Annotated in this window: 14 protein-coding genes; 3 read left to right on the plus strand and 11 right to left on the minus strand. The window is 67.3% G+C overall.

Features of this window, described 5'->3' with window-relative positions; translation table 11 throughout:
* Positions 1-109: 109 nt before the first annotated feature.
* From CN538_RS02835 to CN538_RS02845, 3 genes are all read right to left on the minus strand, one after another.
* On the minus strand, positions 110-799 hold the full coding sequence (locus CN538_RS02835) for an SDR family NAD(P)-dependent oxidoreductase (RefSeq protein ID WP_207233611.1): 690 nt from the start codon (positions 797-799) through the stop codon (positions 110-112).
* Positions 800-948: 149 nt separating this feature from the next.
* Positions 949-2,160 (minus strand): MFS transporter, encoded by a 1,212-nt coding sequence (locus CN538_RS02840; protein WP_106418501.1) that lies wholly within the window; start codon positions 2,158-2,160, stop codon positions 949-951.
* 119 nt (positions 2,161-2,279) lie between these two features.
* Positions 2,280-2,879, minus strand: coding sequence for a DUF4396 domain-containing protein (locus CN538_RS02845; RefSeq protein WP_242495507.1), 600 nt, complete (start codon positions 2,877-2,879; stop codon positions 2,280-2,282).
* 415 nt (positions 2,880-3,294) lie between these two features.
* Between CN538_RS02845 and fucP the strand changes: the two genes are divergently transcribed.
* Together fucP and CN538_RS02855 are read left to right on the plus strand one after the other, a co-directional pair.
* Positions 3,295-4,584 (plus strand): L-fucose:H+ symporter permease, encoded by a 1,290-nt coding sequence (gene fucP, locus CN538_RS02850; RefSeq protein ID WP_106418502.1) that lies wholly within the window; start codon positions 3,295-3,297, stop codon positions 4,582-4,584.
* 135 nt (positions 4,585-4,719) lie between these two features.
* Entirely contained in the window at positions 4,720-5,331 is a 612-nt protein-coding gene (locus CN538_RS02855) for a LysE family translocator (protein WP_242495508.1), read from the plus strand.
* Here CN538_RS02855 and CN538_RS02860 read toward each other — a convergent pair.
* The 3 genes from CN538_RS02860 to CN538_RS02870 all read right to left on the minus strand — a co-directional run bounded on the left by CN538_RS02860 (position 5,249) and on the right by CN538_RS02870 (position 8,360).
* On the minus strand, positions 5,249-6,154 hold the full coding sequence (locus CN538_RS02860; protein WP_106420534.1) for a helix-turn-helix transcriptional regulator: 906 nt from the start codon (positions 6,152-6,154) through the stop codon (positions 5,249-5,251). The genes CN538_RS02855 and CN538_RS02860 overlap by 83 nt on opposite strands.
* An 80-nt stretch (positions 6,155-6,234) precedes the next feature.
* Complete coding sequence (locus tag CN538_RS02865) at positions 6,235-7,032, minus strand: MBL fold metallo-hydrolase (RefSeq protein ID WP_106418504.1); 798 nt, start codon at positions 7,030-7,032, stop codon at positions 6,235-6,237.
* A gap of 359 nt (positions 7,033-7,391) precedes the next feature.
* On the minus strand, positions 7,392-8,360 hold the full coding sequence (locus tag CN538_RS02870; protein ID WP_106418505.1) for a DMT family transporter: 969 nt from the start codon (positions 8,358-8,360) through the stop codon (positions 7,392-7,394).
* A gap of 94 nt (positions 8,361-8,454) precedes the next feature.
* Here CN538_RS02870 and CN538_RS02875 point away from each other — a divergent pair, with 94 nt between their 5' ends.
* Complete coding sequence (locus tag CN538_RS02875) at positions 8,455-9,366, plus strand: LysR substrate-binding domain-containing protein (protein ID WP_106418506.1); 912 nt, start codon at positions 8,455-8,457, stop codon at positions 9,364-9,366.
* 63 nt (positions 9,367-9,429) lie between these two features.
* Here the strand turns inward: CN538_RS02875 and CN538_RS02880 are convergent, their stop codons facing one another.
* From CN538_RS02880 to CN538_RS02900, 5 genes are all read right to left on the minus strand, one after another.
* Positions 9,430-10,704, minus strand: a complete 1,275-nt coding sequence (locus CN538_RS02880; RefSeq protein WP_164999497.1) for a PIG-L deacetylase family protein — start codon at positions 10,702-10,704, stop codon at positions 9,430-9,432.
* A 112-nt stretch (positions 10,705-10,816) separates the two neighbouring features.
* Positions 10,817-11,755: a DNA/RNA non-specific endonuclease gene (locus tag CN538_RS02885; RefSeq protein WP_106418508.1), complete on the minus strand. Its 939-nt coding sequence runs from the start codon at positions 11,753-11,755 to the stop codon at positions 10,817-10,819.
* 141 nt (positions 11,756-11,896) lie between these two features.
* On the minus strand, positions 11,897-13,606 hold the full coding sequence (locus CN538_RS02890; RefSeq protein ID WP_106418509.1) for a thiamine pyrophosphate-dependent enzyme: 1,710 nt from the start codon (positions 13,604-13,606) through the stop codon (positions 11,897-11,899).
* 269 nt (positions 13,607-13,875) lie between these two features.
* Positions 13,876-15,315 carry an amidase gene (locus CN538_RS02895; protein ID WP_106418510.1) on the minus strand — a complete coding sequence of 480 codons (1,440 nt, stop codon included), beginning with the start codon at positions 15,313-15,315 and terminating at the stop codon, positions 13,876-13,878.
* A gap of 73 nt (positions 15,316-15,388) precedes the next feature.
* The gene (locus tag CN538_RS02900) at positions 15,389-15,628 is read right to left on the minus strand and encodes a YrhK family protein (protein ID WP_242495745.1); all 240 of its coding nucleotides are present in this window, start codon (positions 15,626-15,628) and stop codon (positions 15,389-15,391) included.
* Between the last annotated feature and the right edge of the window lie 169 nt (positions 15,629-15,797).

The following is a 15,797-nucleotide window of genomic DNA, read 5'->3' on the forward strand; positions in this document are numbered from 1 at the left end:
ATATTCACGCACCTCGGCCAGACGCGTCTCGAATGCCTCGATCACCTTGCCTACGCCCCAGCTACCCAGCACCAGGTGACGCGGCGCGCAGGATTGGCCACCAGATCGATCATGGCCTGGGCGGCGCGCTTCGGATCGCCCGGCTGCTGGCCACTGCCCTCGCTGGTGCCCTGCATGCGTGCCGCCACCGTATCGCGGTAGGCGTCGATCGGGTCGTCTGTGACAGCGAGCGCCCGGCCCAGTCGGTGCGAAAAGGCCCTGGCTCGACGCAGGTGACCGCGATGCCCAGCGGCGACACTTCCGCCTTGAGCGCATCCGACCAGCCTTCCACCGCATGCTTGGTCGCAGCGTAGTAGCCCGAACCGGGGAAACCGATCAGCCCGGCGACCGAGCTCAGGTTGATGACGTGGCCCTGGCCGCGCTCGCGCATGCCCGGCAGCACCGCGCGAGTCATGGCGAAGAGCCCGAAGACATTGGCCTCGAACTGATCGCGGATGGCCGCCTCCTCGCCCTCCTCGCAGGAGGCCTGGTAGCCATAGCCGGCGTTATTGACCAGCACGTCGATACGTCCGAACTCGGCCTCGGCCGCCGCCACGACCGCCGCTATCTGGGCGTCGTCGGTGACGTCCAGCGCCAGCGCCAGCCCGCGCCCTTCACTGTCCGCGACGAGATCGGCCACACGCTCCCGAGAGCGCGCAGTCACCACCGCCCGGTCTCCCTGGGCAAGCACGAGACGGGCGAGTTCGCGGCCGAAACCGGTCGAACAGCCGGTGATCAACCAAACGGGCGATGCGGGCATGGCCATGGGTCATCTCCTCAAGTCATGAACGTGATACAGCCGACGGCCAAGCGACCGCCTCTCCTCAGCGTAGCCGCTGAATACAGGGAGTGAATCGGCCGCTGGAGGATCCGACATGATGTCGACATGATCACGCATCGGCCGTCGGTTCAGGCCTGGGCCGGGGATAGAGGCGTCAGCGGCGCGCGCCGCAGCGCCCACAGGCTGGCCACGGCGAATATCACCATCGGCCACAGCGACAAATCGGCGTGACCGAAGACCACGGCCAGCCAGCCGCCGATCAGCGGCATCACGAACGCCACGCTGTAACCGACGAAGGAGATCCCGGCGGTCAGCGAGGCCACACCCTCGCCGCGCTCGAGACAGGGTGGAAGCGCCATCAGCAGGGTCAGCTCCAGGGTGATGCAGAAGCCCGACAGTATCAGCGCCAGCAGCGCCGGCCAGCCATCGAGACCGAGAAAGCCGAGCATGCCGGCGACGCTGAGCACGCCGCAGACCATGAGCGGCGCGCGCGTGGCGACCCAGCGCCGGCCGCGTAGGATCATGCTCAGCGAGGCTGCCAGTGGGCTGGCGTTGTAGAGCAGCAACGCCAGCGCCAGGCGGTCACTCTCGCCGCGCGCGCCGAGCACCAGACTCATGTAAGCATTGGTGGCCATGTAGAGGCCGATCGTCGCCGCCAGCGGCAATCCCAGCAGCCATACCCTGGGTGAGCGCCAGCCGCGGGAACGCCGCCGCGTCGGCGCCGTGGCGAGCGCTGCCGGCCTCGGCCCGACGGCGAGTCGCAGCGCCAGCAGCAGCACGATCACCAGCGCCGGCAGCGACCAGTAGAGCATCGCCAGCTGCCAGTCGCCGCCGGCCAGCACCAGCACCACCGGGCGGGTGCCACCGGCACCGATCAGCTCGCCCACGGTCATGCCGTTGAGGTAGACCGCGCTGCCCAGCGCCAGGTGGTGCGGGGTCCAATCGCGCAGCGCCGGCAGCGTGACCTGCATCACCGCCAGCCCCAGTCCCATGACGATGGAGGCGCCGAACAGCACCGGCGCCGACAGCGTCAGCCCGCGCGCGCCGGAGCCCAGCGCCACCACCGCCAGCGCCACGATCAGCGCCGGCAGCACCCCCAGACGACGGGTGACACGCACCGCCAGCATCATGCTCAGGGCGAGCACCACGTAGGGCACCGTGGTCAATGCACCGACCGCGGCACTGCCGAGATCGAGGGCACCCGCGATCTCGCCGGCCAGCGGTGGCGCGATCAGGATCGGCAGGCGCAGATAGACACCGACAAGCCACAGCAGGATCAGCGCCAGCCAGGGCAGGCGCGGGCGGGAGGTCGGCGTGGCGGTGGTGGCGCTTGGCAGCATGGGGTGTCCGTCGCGGGTCGCGGTGGCATCGAAAGGCAGACGATTCTGACCAACGGGCGACGCCCCGCAAATACCCTCCCTCTTCACGACGTCGCCTTACAGCCGGGCCCGCCATCGGCTTACATGCCGTGCTTGATTCCGCGATTTATCAGTATCCAGTTGGCCGGGTAGGAGGTGGCGAAGCCGATCAGCATGGCGATCTGCATCATGAACCAGAACGGCGCGGTGAAGGCGTCGAGCTCCCCCATCCAGCCCTGGAGGGCGATCAGCATCCACGCGTACATGCCAAGCTGGAAGGCGACCAGCGACAGGGTATCGGCCTTGATCGCGTCCTTCAGCGCCTGTGCCGGGCCAGCGTCACTCATGGCCCGAATCGGCAGATACTGGAACAGCACCCCGAACAGATAGGCACCGACGAAGGCAAGCGCAAAGTGCCCCAGCACCGTCGAGCCGAGTAGGGCGAAGCCGGTGGCCGTGGCGATCGGCGCGGTGACCACGTCGCCCAGCGTGGCAGCCGCCGCAGTGGGTCGCGGAGACGAAGACGCTCTGCCACTTGGGCTTGTCGCCACCGTGATGGTGTCCCTGGTGGTCGTGACCATGATCCTGCCGGTTCTGATGCGACCGGGTTGGCGCGCACGCCCCATGCGTCGATACGCCCACCAGCCGACCAGCGGCATGTAGAGCCCGGTGATCGGCCAGGTGATGTTCATGATGGACATCGGCTGTGGGCGCCTCGAGACATCGACGGCGATCACGAGAGCGCAGTGGCGATGCCCAGTAGCAAAAAGCTCCAGGACCAGACGGTCAGCATGGCATTGTCCTCCTTTACGATTCCTCGATGCCCGGATATCCCCATCCGAGCCATGACGTCGAACATGCCCTAGGTATAGAAACGTGCGGCGTCGTCCACAAGCGACGTCCTGCACAGAGCTAGGTGCACGACACGCGGCGAGCGTCAATACCAACATGGTCCAGCGCATGGGTGCCGACAACTTCCTTAACACTCTAATGATGAACGGCTACTTTATAAGCCACCTCGCTTAATGCATCATCTCGCGCCAGCAACCGCGCTGACACGACGAGGTCGAGTCGGTAACGCTCATTTCAGGACTTGTCACCATCAGGATTCCGCCCATGTCCGACACGCAACGCCCGAACTATCGCAGCGCGCTGGTCGTCGTCACGACGATCTTCTTCATGTGGGGATTCATCACCTGTCTCAACGACATTCTGATCCCCCACCTAAAGGCGGTGTTCTCGCTCAACTACACCCAGACCATGCTGATCCAGTTCACCTTCTTCGGCGCCTATTTCATCATGTCGTTGCCGATGGGCAAGGTGCTGGCCAGGATCGGCTACAAGAACGCCATCAGCCTGGGTCTTTTGATCGCCGCCGTGGGTGCCGTGATGTTCTACCCCGCCGCCCGGGCCCCCTCCTATCCCCTGTTTCTGAGCGCCCTGTTCGTGCTCGCCAGCGGGGTGACGATGCTGCAGGTGGCGGCCAACCCCTATGTCAGCCTGCTGGGCCCGGAAGGTTCCGCTTCCAGCCGTCTCAATCTGGCCCAGGCGTTCAACTCACTCGGCACCACACTGGCACCGTACTTCGGCGGGATGCTGATCCTGGGCGCGGCGGTGCTGGGCGCCAGCGAGCTGGCCGCGATGTCCAGTGCCGAGCGGATGGCCTACAAGGTCCAGCAGGCCCAGAGCGTGCAGCTCCCCTATCTGCTGCTGGCGGCGGTGCTCGCCATTCTCGCGGTCGTGATCTATCTCTGGAAGCTGCCCAACTTCAAGGACCAGGCCCGCGACGACAGCCCCAACGAGACAGTCACCGCCGCCCAGGCGCTCCGCCATCCCCACGTGCTGTTCGGCGTGATCGGTATCTTCGCCTACGTCGGTGCCGAGGTATCCATCGGCAGCTTTCTGATCAACTACATCTCGCTGCCGGAGATCGGCAACATGAGCGAAAGCCATGCCGCCAGCTATGTCGCCTACTACTGGGGCGGCGCGATGATCGGCCGCTTCATCGGGTCGGCCTTGATGCAGAAGATACGCCCCAGCCTGCTGCTGGGCCTGTTCGCCATCGTGGCGGCACTGCTCACGCTGACCACCATGCTGGCCTCCGGGCATACCGCCATGTGGAGTATCGTCGCCATCGGTCTGTTCAACTCGATCATGTTCCCGACCATCTTCACGCTGGGCATCGCCAAGCTCGGCCCGTTGACCAGCAAGGCATCGAGCCTGCTGATCATGGCCATCGTCGGCGGTGCCATTCTGCCGGTTGCCCAGGGCGCGATCGCCGACACCGTGGGCATCCACCATGCCTTCGTGCTGCCGCTGATCTGCTACTTGTTCATCGCCTTCTACGGTTTTCGCGGCTCGCGCGTCATCGAACCGCATTCGTCGGTCCGGGACTCACACGCCTGACACGCCGTGCGCCGACACCTTCGACTCGGGTCGCGGGTGTCGGGGCAGCCGGCCGAGAGATCAAGATCGTTCAATCCTGACGCGCCCTCCACACGCTAGCCTGCCGGCGATTCCCTTCGCTCAGGAGTGCTACGCGTGTCTCTCTCCCTTGCCTTGTCGATGGCGGCCTTCGCTCTGGCCGCCTCGCTGTCGCCCGGTCCGGTCAATCTGGTCGCCTTCCATCTAGGGCTCAACTGCGGTCTGGTGCCGGCGCTGCGCCATGTCAGTGGCGCGACCTGCGGCTTCAGCGTGCTGCTGCTGGCGATCGGCGCCGGCCTGCAGTGGCTGACCCAGTGGGCAGCGCTGATGCACGCGATCCGTCTGGGCGGCGTGGCCTTCCTGCTCTATCTGGCGTGGCGGCTGGCGCGCAGCGACGGTGCACTGACGCAGACCACCGCTGGACGTCCGCCCTCCTTCGTGGCCGGGGCGCTGATGCAGTGGCTCAATCCCAAGGCGTGGATCGCCTCGAGCGCCGGCATGGCCGCCTATACCGCCGGGGCCCCGGCGCGGGTGGCCCCCTTCGCGCTGATCTTCTTTGGCGTCTGCTATCTGAGCGTGGCCTGCTGGGCGCTACTGGGCGCCAAGCTGCGTCGGCAGCTGCCGAGCCCCGAGCGGGTGCGCTGGCTCAATCGCGGTATGGGGCTGGCACTGCTGGTGAGTGCGCTGATGCTGGCAACGATGTCACTGCACGGTAGCGGTGCGGCGTGATCGCGGTCAGCCGCTTGAAGGCGCGCTGGAAGTGGGCCTGATCGGCGAATCGACATGCCAGCGCCACCTCGGCGATCGGTTCGCCGCGTTTGAGCGCCATTTGCCCCTGGCGCACTCGGCAGTCGGTCAGATAGGCGTGGGGCGTGATGCCGTAGCTGCGTTTGAAGCGGCGCACCAGATGCGCCGGTGAGACCCCTGCCAGCGCGGCCAGATGATCGAGCGTCAGCGCCTCGCTGCAGTGAGCACGGATATAGGCGACCACCTCGGCCAGCGCTGGCGTGTCCACCGGAAGCTGCTGCCGGAACAGTTCGCCCCGCGCCATCAGTGCGCCGAACAGCCGTTCGCACTCGCCGACCAGGGTAGCGGGGGTCGCCTCCAAGGCGAACAGGCGCCGGGCGAGCGCCACCAGCGCCGCGTGCAGTGAAGGATCGCGCCAGTGATGCCAGGCCAGTGGTCGAAAGCCACCGACGAGAGCGTTGGCGTGACGACGCTGCAGCGCAGCGAGCCAACCCGGGTCGAGATAGAACATGACGTAGGACCAGGGCGCGTCGCCGCAAGGATTGCAGGCGTGGATCTCGCCCGGATTCATCGCCACCACGTCGCCGCGCGAGACCATCCGCGTGGTGAAGTGCTCCCCCGGCACCTGGTAGTCGTAGAGACTGCGCCCGCCGGTGACCGCGCCCAGCGAGACGCTGTCGTGGCTGTGGCGCGCATAGCTGACCTCGCGCCCGTCGCGGGTCTCGCGCAGCTCGAGGAAGCCAAGCGCCGGGTGGCGCCAGAAGCGCCGGCTGTCGCGCTCGGCCGGGATCGGCTTGGCAGGCATGCTCATCTCCACGCTCGCTGCTGTCTGGCGCCAGCATACACCGCCACGAGGCTCGCCGCCGGACCAGCGATTCGATCCCCTCAGGGTGTGAGCGCACGGCAGTGGCGCTGCACCGACTCGGCGACCACGCGATCGGCGTCGAGCAGAATCTCGCGTCCGGCGAAGGCCGAGTAGAGGCTATCGAACTCGAGCCGGGCGAGACGCTCGCCCATCGCCGCGACACAGGCGGCATCCAGCGGCACGTTGTTAGGGTAGGACCACATGAACGAGGCCATCCGATCCGGCGTCACCAGCAGGGTGTCACCGCTCAGCAGCAGGCGGCGGGCCGGCCAGTGCAGCACGCTGGCGCCGGGGAAGTGCCCGCCCAGGCAGTGCACCTCCAACCCCGGCAGTGGCGCGAACTGCTCCCCCTCCCAGAAGTGCAGCCGCTCGCTGGGCAGGGTAACCCAGTCACGATCCGCCGCGTGCACGTAGACCGGGCAGTCGAAGGTCTCGCCCCAGGCGGCCATGGTGCTGAAGTAGTGCGGGTGGGAGAGCACGATGGCATCGACCCCACCGAGCCCGTCGAGAATATCCCGCGTCGCCTCGTCGAACAGCGAGAGACAGTCCCACAGCAGATTGCCGTGCGGCGTGCGCAGCAGGAAGGCACGCTGGCCGATGGCAAAGCGCGGCACAGTACTGATCGCCAGCAGCCCCTCGGCGAGATAGCGGAAGGTATTGCTGTGCCCCGCCGCCAGGCGCCCCGGCGTGATCCACTGCTGCCCCTCCACCGGCACGAACTGGCGCTCGTCCTCGCAGATATCACAGTGTGCCGGCGGCGTTTCGCTGGCGGGATACTGGATGCCACAGGTGGCGCACAAGAAACCCTGGTGATGCATCGCGACCTCCTCTTCGTCTCCATGAGAGATGACGACATGCTCTTCCCTCAACTGGGGGCCTGTCGAGGCTCCCATCGCGGCCGCGACATAGTGTCATGAGGTGGCAAGACAAGGCGCAGCGAGTGAAGTGTAGTGGTTCTACAGTCGCGAGCTGTAACGCCGTATTGCCACCTCATGGCCAACGGCCCTTCGGGTTGGGCCGCCCGTCGCGCCATGCTGCGTTGCTCGCCTGGGCCGTGGCCCACCACGGTCGGCGGCTCGCGCCTTGCCTGGCATGCCGGGCGGCACCAACGCGGCTCGTGCGGGGAGTCTCGACAGGCCCCAGCTTGGGGTCAAGCCCTCGCCAGCTTGGATAACGATCAGCGACCACTGCGCGTGAGTGCCAGCCCGCCGGCACTCAGGATCGCCGCCATGCCGGCCAGCGTCGCGGCATCCGGCACTTCGTCGAAGAACCAGAACCCCCAGCCGGCGGCGAACGGTAGATAAGCGTAGTCGAAGATACCCACCAGCGCCGAAGGCGCGACCTGATAGGCCCGGGCGACCCACGTATTGACCGCGACCATCAGCAGCGCATAGAGCCCGATACGCCAGATGAGAGAGAGGTCTAGCGGTTGCCAGCCCCGCTGCAGAAAGCCATCGGCCTCGAGGGATAGCGCGATCACACCGAGCGTGCCAATGATGCCCGTGAGCAGGAACGCCAGGTTGAGCCCCAGTGCCAGCAGCCACGGCGATACCGCCCGGCAGTGGCGACGGGTCGTCACCATCGCCAGTGCGTAGCAAAGCGCCGCCAGCAGAGGCAGCAGCATCGCCGGGGTGAATAGCGCGCCACCGGGACGCAGCACGACCAGCACGCCGGCGAAGCCGAGCAGCAGTGCCACGCCCTGCCGCCACCGCAGGGCCTCGCCGCCGAGCCTGGCGAGCAGGGCGATGAACAGCGGCGTGGTGTAGATGCCGACAGCCGCCACGCTCAGCGGAATCCACGGCAGCGCCGCATAGAAAGCGATCCACATCGCCAGCAGCAGTGCGCTGCGCACCCCGATCCAGCGCCAGACCCGAATTTTGCGAGGCAGCGCCTGACCCTGACGCCACCAGCCAACGCTCAGCAGGGGCAGCGACACCAGCGGCGCCATCACCAGCAACTGCCACAGCGATAGCGCGTGCCCCAGCGATTTGACCAGAGCGTCGGCCAGCGACAACAGCATCACCGCGACGACGATCAGCACCACACCCTGCCCAGGCTTGTCTTTCTCGCCGGCGTTGGAGATGGTGGCAGTGACGCTGTCGCGCGGCGCCGCTCTGCGCGCGCTCGTCTCATGTCGGGTCTGCATGGCAACGGCCTCATCTGGCGGATGAGCGGGCAGGATCGCCCACGCCAGCCCCGGCCAACAGCGATCTTTACGTCACCATCCATGAGTCTGGATTATGCATGCCTTGAGCCGATCGCTACCGCCGCTGGCCGCGCTGCTACCGTTCGAGGCCGCCGCGCGCCTGGAGAGCTTTACCCGTGCGGCCGAGGAGCTCCATCTGACCCAGGCGGCGATCAGCCGGCAGATTCGTGCGCTCGAGCGCGATCTGGGCGTGGCGCTGTTCGAACGTCGCAATCGCGGCGTCTTCCTGACCCCCGCGGGCCATGAGCTAGCCCGCACGCTCACCGAGAGCCTGGGGCAGATCGCCCGGCACGCCGAGACGATTCGCGGCGGCGAACGCGGCCATCGGGTGATTCTGTTCTGCCAGCTATGCGAAGCGTTCTACTGGCTGATGCCTCGCCTGGCCGACTTCCATCAGCGTCATCCGGAAATCGACCTGAAGCTGATCACCTCCATTCGCCCCCTGAGCGAACAGCGCGACCCGTTCGACGTCGCGCTGCAGACCCATGGCCGCCCCAGTGGCGGCCATAGGCTGGCATTCACCGCCAGCGACACCATCCTGCCGGTGTGCAGCCCGGACCACCCCGCCGCGCAACTGGCCCCACTCGCCCCGGCGGAACTTGCGACTTTCGAGCTGCTGCACCATCACGTAGCGCCAGCCGAGTGGATGGGATGGCATGACTGGTTCGAGGCCATGGGAGAGACGCCAGCGGCGGATCTAGGCGGCAGGCGCTTCGACAGCTACCCACTGCTGCTGCAGGCGGCGCTCTCCGGACACGGCATCGCTCTCGGCTGGGCGCGCACCACCCAGCGGCTGATCGCGGCCGGCGAGCTGGTTGCCCCTGTCGATGAGCGGCTTTTTCAGCCCGAGGCGATTGGCGTCTACGTGCACCGGAACGCCACGCAGCGCCACGCCAGCCGCGCCCTGCTCGACTGGCTGGAGGACGCGCTGCAACAGGAGGGGTGAACGGTATTCGACGCGCCTTGCCCTGGCGGAGTGACTCGGTGCGACACCACGGCCGCTCAGCGGCTATCGCCGCGCTCGCGCCAGGCCGCGACGAAGGTCTCGCAGGCAGGCGCGGAACAGCTCGGTGGAGCGGATCGCGGCCTGGAAGTAAGGGTCGCGCTCACGCGCGAAGGTGGGCACGAAGCCCGCCCGCCGTGCCCGCCGGCGCCGCTGTGACCAGCCGGCGCGGGGCGAGAGGTCGCTCATCGCATCCAGCAGCAGCGCCTTGTGCTTCTGCATCTCGGTGGAAAGCGGCCACGCCAGCGGCGTCGGCGCGGGCGTGAACAGCCGTTCGATGGCGATCTCCGCCGGCGGCATCCACGCCGGCTGGAATGCCGGGCCGGGGGGAAAGGCATCGCGGTAGTGATTGGCATACAGCAGCACCGTTCGCGGCCGGTGGCGGCTACCGTCGAGGGCCAGGGCGAGGGCCAGCGACGCGGCACGGTGATCCGGATGCGGATCGAACTCGGGATCGGTGACCAGCAGGGTGGCCGGCTTCAAGGTGTCGATCAACTGACGCAGCGCCGCGATCACGTCGTCGCGCTCGAGCCGCTCGCCGCGGCTTGGCGGCAGCGCAATACGGTTGAAGCGGCGGGCATCAGACAGCGGAACGGGCAGGCGCTGACCGAGGCCTTCATGCACCAGCGCCCAGCAGGCGCCATCGGGCACCCCAATCAGGGTCGAGCGCTCCGGCGGGATGCCCGACAGCAGCGGCGTGGCAAACACGTTCCAGCGCCGCCACTCGGCCTTGCGCCGGACCGCACTGTCGAGGTCGTCGTCGAGCCCGCTCAGATACTGGCGCTTGAGCCCCTTGAGCTGCTCGCCGCAGGAGAGCGTGACCAGATGCACCGACTCGGCATGATCGGTGTAGAAACCGCCAGCGGCGATCTCGGCGTCATCGGGGTGCGGGGCCAGAATCAGGATCGGCCCCTCGATCGCCGGCTGCGCGTGGCAGCGCGCCTGCGGCGCCTGAGTCAGCCGGGTGCCGGAGAGCGTCAGGCTCAGCGTAGTGGCGGTAGCGCACGGCGGCAGCCGCCAGGCAATGCGCTGATCGCGACGCCGCGCCTCCAGCGAGTAGGTGAGCGTCGCCTGCCCCGCGCCGGAAAGGGTCACGCTCGGCAGACCGCGGCGCCAGCGCGACCGCGGCGCCAATGCCAGCGAGATCTCGATCAGCCGGGTCTGCGACGGGGCGGCGGGAAGCGTCAGCGTGGCAGCTTGACGCTGCCAGTCAGTGGCTGCGATCGGCTCCTCGCCCGTCGCCATACCTGCCATCGCCTGCCCCGCCATCGCCTGCCGCATCGACCTCTTCCTCCCGCGTGATAATCGCACGTCCTCTCCGCGCGCTCGGGGCATGGTAAGGCAAGCGCGCGCAGGGGCAAGCGCTATCCACGCTGCCGTGCCGATCCCGGACTCACACGCGGATGTCCTCGGGCCCGCGGATCTCCGCTTCGATGCGAGTGCCGGTGGCATGCTCCTCCACGGAGAAGCCGTCGAAGTCGGAGAGTTCGCCGAAATCGAGCTGGGTCAGCGCCTCGATACGGGCGATGCTGCGCTGGTAGGTGCGGTACTGGCCGAACAGGAAACCGGGTCCCAGCTCATCGAGCTCGTCGGCCTGATCGATCATGTAGGCGGTGGCCGAGGGGCGGCCATCCTCGCCGCGGAAGGCGATCACTTTCCAGTAGGCTTCGGGAATGCGAACGCCGCGATAGTGCCGGTCACTGGCGCGGAAGACCGGCCCGGTGAAGATGCACAGCCGCTGGTCATCGGCGCGGGCGTGTTCGAGCAGATAGTCCTCCAGCCCCAGCCAGGTGCGCTGGTTGAACGCCGCCATCTGCGGCGTGCAGTTGGTGAAGTGAAAGGTATCGGCATTGGCCTGCTCGGCCAGCTCCCCCCAGTTGGCCGAGGTGCGCCGCACCAGATGGCCGCGATCCAGCGGATTGCGCGCATAGAGATCTTCCCCCGCCTGTAGCGCAGGGTCGATGCGCGGATCAAAGCGCCAGTTGTCGTTCTCGCGTGGTACCGAGACCAGCCGGCGGCCGTCGAGATTGAGCGCGGTGAAGATCGCCAGCCGCCGCGAGCGCGACATCACCAGCGAGAAGTGGGTGTAGTCGAGGCGACCGTCGTCGCGCCCGGGTACCGGGGTGACGTCCTCGGCGCGCTCGCCCACCGGCGTGGGCAGCGCCACCACGAAGTCATCCAGAAAGTCTTCCTCGAACCCCTGGCGGTCGGAGAGATCCTCGCGTGCCGTCGCCGCCGCCGGAGCCATGGCGGCCCGCCGCGCTGTCACCAGCGGACGCATGTCGCGCAGCCCGCCGCGGGCGCGCTGGCTCGGCCTGGTATCGTCGCTCATCGCTGTCTCCTATCGCAGCCGTGGCGCTAAAGACGCGCGGCCGCAGCGTCTGCCGCTGCCGCGTGCTCGTTTACGCCCTATCGTTTACGCCCTATCGTTCACACGCTCTCGCTGACACCCGGTCGCTGACGCCTTTCTGGCTCACTTCCAGAAGTTGTTCTTGACCAGATCGACCACGTCGCTCAGGCGCCCGTTGAGTACCGCCTTGCCCGAATAGAGCGCGGTGGAAGCGACCTGACCCGGCTCGATCTTGGGCGGCATCACCAGCTCCATGCGGTTGACCTTGACGTCGAGCAGCGCCGGACCGTCGTGGGCCAGCCAGGCGGCGATCGCCTCCTCCAGCTCGTGACGCTGTTCGACCCGCTCTCCCCATAGCCCCATCGCCTGCGCCATCTTGCCGAAGTCGGGGTTATCGAGCTCGGTATAGCTGTCGAGCAGCCCTTCGACCTTCTGCTCGATCTCGACGAAGCCGAGCGAGCCATTGTTGAACACCAACACCTTGACCGGCACCCGCTCCTGCTTGAGCGTGAGCAGATCGCCCAGCAGCATGGTCATGCCACCGTCGCCACACATCGCGATCACCTGGCGCTCGGGGAACGCTTTCTGAATACCGATCGCCTGGGGATAGGCGTTGGCCATGGTGCCGTGGACCAGGCTGGAGAGCGTGCGCCGCTCGCCGCGAGCGCGGATATGGCGCAGCATCCAGACCATCGGACTGCCACCGTCGGCGGTGAAGAAGGCGTCATCGGCGGCGGCGGTATCCAGCGCCACGGTCAGCTCCTGGGGGTGGATCAGCGCGTCGTCCTGGCTCTCGGGCTCGTCGTGGGCCAGCGCCTTGTGATACTGCTCGCGGCACTTTTCCAGCCAGCGGGTATCGCTCTGGGCATCGACGATCTGCGCCAGCGCCGCGCAGGTATCGCGGACACTGCCGACCAAGCCGATATCGACCGGATGGCGCTTGCCGATCTGTTGCGGGTCGATATCGACCTGGATGATGGTCGCCTTCTCCGGGTAGAACTGGGTCCAGGCGAAGCTGCAGCCGAGCAGGATCAGGGTGTCGCAATCGGCCACCGCGTGATAGCCGCCGGCCAGCCCGAAAACCCCGGTCATGCCCACCTCGAAGGGGTTGTCCGGCTCGATGAAATCCTTGGCCCGAGAGGTCCACGCCACCGGCGCGTTGAGCTTGGCCGCCAGCGCCAGCACCTCGGAACGCGCGTGCTCGCAGCCGAAGCCGGCATAGATCGAGATCTTGCCGCCGGCGTTGATCCGCTTCACCGCCGGCACCAGCTCCTCAGCGTTGGGGCGCATCACCGGATCGAAGCGATGGGCGCGGTAGGGCAGATCCTGACTCGGCGCCTGGGTGAACAGGTCGCCGTGTACCACCAGCACCGCCACGCCGTTCTTGGCCAGCGCCGTCTGCGCCGCCAGCGCGGCCATGCGGCGCGCCTGATCGGGATTGACGATGGTCTCGCAGAAGACGCTGTACTGGGCGTAGATCGGCTTGGGATCGACATCCTGAGGAAAACCAACGCCACTGTCGCCGGTGGCCACCTGGGAGGCGATCATCACTACCGGTGAGCCGCTGCGGTGCGCCTCGAACAGGCCGTTGACGAAGTGCAGCGAGCCAGGGCCGCAGGTGCCGGCACACAGGGTCAGCTCGCGGGTCATGTAGGCTTCGCCCCCGGCGGCGAAGCCACCAACCTCTTCATGGCGCACGTGAACCCACTCGAGTTCGCTGCGACGAATGGCATCGGTGAAGTGGTTGATGGTATCCCCGACCACGCCGTAGCAGCGCTTGGCGCCGGCCTCGGCCAGGGTTTCGACGATGATTTCAGCGACGTTCTGACTCATGGGATGACTCCTTCGCAACGACGTCGGCGGCGCTTGTCGCCATGACGCGGGATAAACCCCGGCGCACCGGGTGATGACGGTTCTTTATCTCGGGTGCCACGGTCTCGCGGATTCGACAGCATCGAGGACGCAACGGCGCGTGGCGCTCATGGTGGGTCCCGCGCGACTCGGCCACTCTCAGGGATCGACCTGCCGGTCTAAGCGTAGTCGCTGGTCACGCAACGGCTAGCCGTCAGGTGTCGGGAGTCACGCCACGAGACGTCAACGCCTCACACCTGGATCGCCGGGTCCGGCACCCGCGGAAAGCGCGGCGGATGTGCCTGCAGATAGGCGTGGCAGGCACGCAGCACGCGGACATCGTCGTGCTTGCCGCCGGCGAGCTGGAAGCCCACCGGCAGCCCCGACTCGGTAAAGCCGCACGGCACCGAGGCCGCCGGCTGCTGACTCAGATTGAAGGGATAGGAGAATGGCGCCCACTCCTCCCAGTCGCGCATGTCACTGCCGGGGGGGACCTCGTGATTCACCGCGAACGGCGCGATCGGCACCGTCGGGGTCATCAGCAGGTGGTAGTGCTGGTTGAAGCGCTCCAGACCCTGGGTGAGGCTGGCGCGCTCGCGCAGCGCCTGGAACAGATCGAGTGCACTGAAGCGCTCGGCCCGCTGGGCGTTGGCCGCCAGCCCCGGGTCGAGCTGTTCGCGCTGGCGCGCATCGCAGTGGTTCCAGAAGTCGAGGGAGGCGGTGAACCAGAGCTTCTGAAAGATCTCGATCGGTGATTCGAACCCGGGATCGAGCTCCTCGACCTCGGCTCCCAGCGCTTCGAGATTGTGCGCCGCCTCGCGCACCCGAGCAGCGATCTGCGGGTCGACCTCGGCATAGCCCAGTGTCGGCGAGTAGGCGATACGCAGCCCACGCAGGTCGCCATTCAGCTCGGCGCCCCAGTCGTCGGGCTGGCCGCGGGTGGCATAGGGGTCGCGATAGTCGTAGCGGCCGATCACGTTGAGCATGCGCACCGCATCCTCGACGCTGCGCGTCAGCGGCCCGATATGCGACAGCGACGGCTCGGTCGCCGGCGGCCACTGCGGCGTCCAGCCGTAGGTGGGCTTGAAGCCGAACACCCCGGTGAAGGCGGCCGGGATACGGATCGAGCCCCCGGAGTCGCCGCCCTGGTGCAGCACGCCCAGGTTGAGCGCCGCGGCTGCCGCGGCACCGCCGGAGGAGCCGCCCGGCGTCAGTCGGGTATCCCAGGGATTGCGGGTGGCGCCGAAGACCCGGTTGTCGGTCACCGCCTTCCAGCCGAACTCCGGCGTATTGGTCTTGCCTAGAATCACCGCCCCCGCCTCACGCAGCATGCGCGCCGGCGGGCAGTCGTGCTCGCAGAGCGCGCTGGAGGTGGTCAACGAACCCTCCCGCGCCGGCATGCCGGCGACCTCGGCCAGGTCCTTCATCGAGACCGGAATCCCATCGATCGCGCTCAGCGGCTTGCCCTGCCCCCAGCGCCGCGCCGACGCCTTGGCCGCCGCCTCGGCGCCCTCCCGGTCGACATGGACATAGGCGTTGACGGCGTCGTTGAAACGCTCGATACGCGCCAGCGCCGCTCGGGTCGCCTCCAGCGGCGAGGCCTCGCCGCTTTCGAACAGCCGCTGGAGGGTACCGGCGTCCATATTGCCCAGGTCGCTTCCCAGATCGCTATCGTGATTCGCGCTGCTCATCCTGAACTCTCCGCTTGCGTCGGTGACATCCTGTGGACGTTCAGGCTAGCAGCGCAGCGCCGGTGGCGCCGGGTCAGAAATCGTGCTCGGCCTCGGGCGGCAGCTGCGGCGCCTCGCGCAGGCGCCGGATGTGGATGTGCCGCATCAGGCGGATCACCGGCCGGATCAGCATCTCGATACTGCCGATCAGAAACAGCCAGGTGCCGTAGTAGGTCAACGCCTCATAGAAGAAGAAAAAGCTGCCGATCACGAACCAGATGCCGATCAGAATGTCGTTGACGATACTGACGACCTCGTAGCGCTTGCGGATCACCAACTCTTATGACCGATCCGCAGCGTCAATGGCGGCAGAGTTTGCGGGTTGCTCTTATGCTTGTATTGGGTCTGCGCGTCAGGCATGTCTCTCTCCTCGTGACCAGGTTCGTGTCGCCGTCGGGCCGCGGATCGCGACGCTCACCCTGCGGCGGTGACGGCAGCACCCC

The organism is Salinicola tamaricis, assembly GCF_003006155.1.
In the GTDB taxonomy this organism is placed as follows: Bacteria; Pseudomonadota; Gammaproteobacteria; order Pseudomonadales; family Halomonadaceae; genus Salinicola; species Salinicola tamaricis.

What these genes read in the sequence shown, in the direction of transcription:
- fucP (WP_106418502.1), top strand. Translation starts at nt 3,295, where the DNA reads ATGTCCGACACGCAACGCCCGAACTATCGCAGCGCGCTGGTCGTCGTC.
- CN538_RS02885 (WP_106418508.1), bottom strand. Translation starts at nt 11,755, where the DNA reads ATGAGCGACGATACCAGGCCGAGCCAGCGCGCCCGCGGCGGGCTGCGC.
- CN538_RS02895 (WP_106418510.1), bottom strand. Translation starts at nt 15,315, where the DNA reads ATGAGCAGCGCGAATCACGATAGCGATCTGGGAAGCGACCTGGGCAAT.
- CN538_RS02845 (WP_242495507.1), bottom strand. Translation starts at nt 2,879, where the DNA reads ATGTCCATCATGAACATCACCTGGCCGATCACCGGGCTCTACATGCCG.
- CN538_RS02835 (WP_207233611.1), bottom strand. Translation starts at nt 799, where the DNA reads ATGCCCGCATCGCCCGTTTGGTTGATCACCGGCTGTTCGACCGGTTTC.
- CN538_RS02840 (WP_106418501.1), bottom strand. Translation starts at nt 2,160, where the DNA reads ATGCTGCCAAGCGCCACCACCGCCACGCCGACCTCCCGCCCGCGCCTG.
- CN538_RS02865 (WP_106418504.1), bottom strand. Translation starts at nt 7,032, where the DNA reads ATGCATCACCAGGGTTTCTTGTGCGCCACCTGTGGCATCCAGTATCCC.
- CN538_RS02890 (WP_106418509.1), bottom strand. Translation starts at nt 13,606, where the DNA reads ATGAGTCAGAACGTCGCTGAAATCATCGTCGAAACCCTGGCCGAGGCC.
- CN538_RS02870 (WP_106418505.1), bottom strand. Translation starts at nt 8,360, where the DNA reads ATGCAGACCCGACATGAGACGAGCGCGCGCAGAGCGGCGCCGCGCGAC.
- CN538_RS02860 (WP_106420534.1), bottom strand. Translation starts at nt 6,154, where the DNA reads ATGCCTGCCAAGCCGATCCCGGCCGAGCGCGACAGCCGGCGCTTCTGG.
- CN538_RS02880 (WP_164999497.1), bottom strand. Translation starts at nt 10,704, where the DNA reads ATGCGGCAGGCGATGGCGGGGCAGGCGATGGCAGGTATGGCGACGGGC.
- CN538_RS02875 (WP_106418506.1), top strand. Translation starts at nt 8,455, where the DNA reads ATGCATGCCTTGAGCCGATCGCTACCGCCGCTGGCCGCGCTGCTACCG.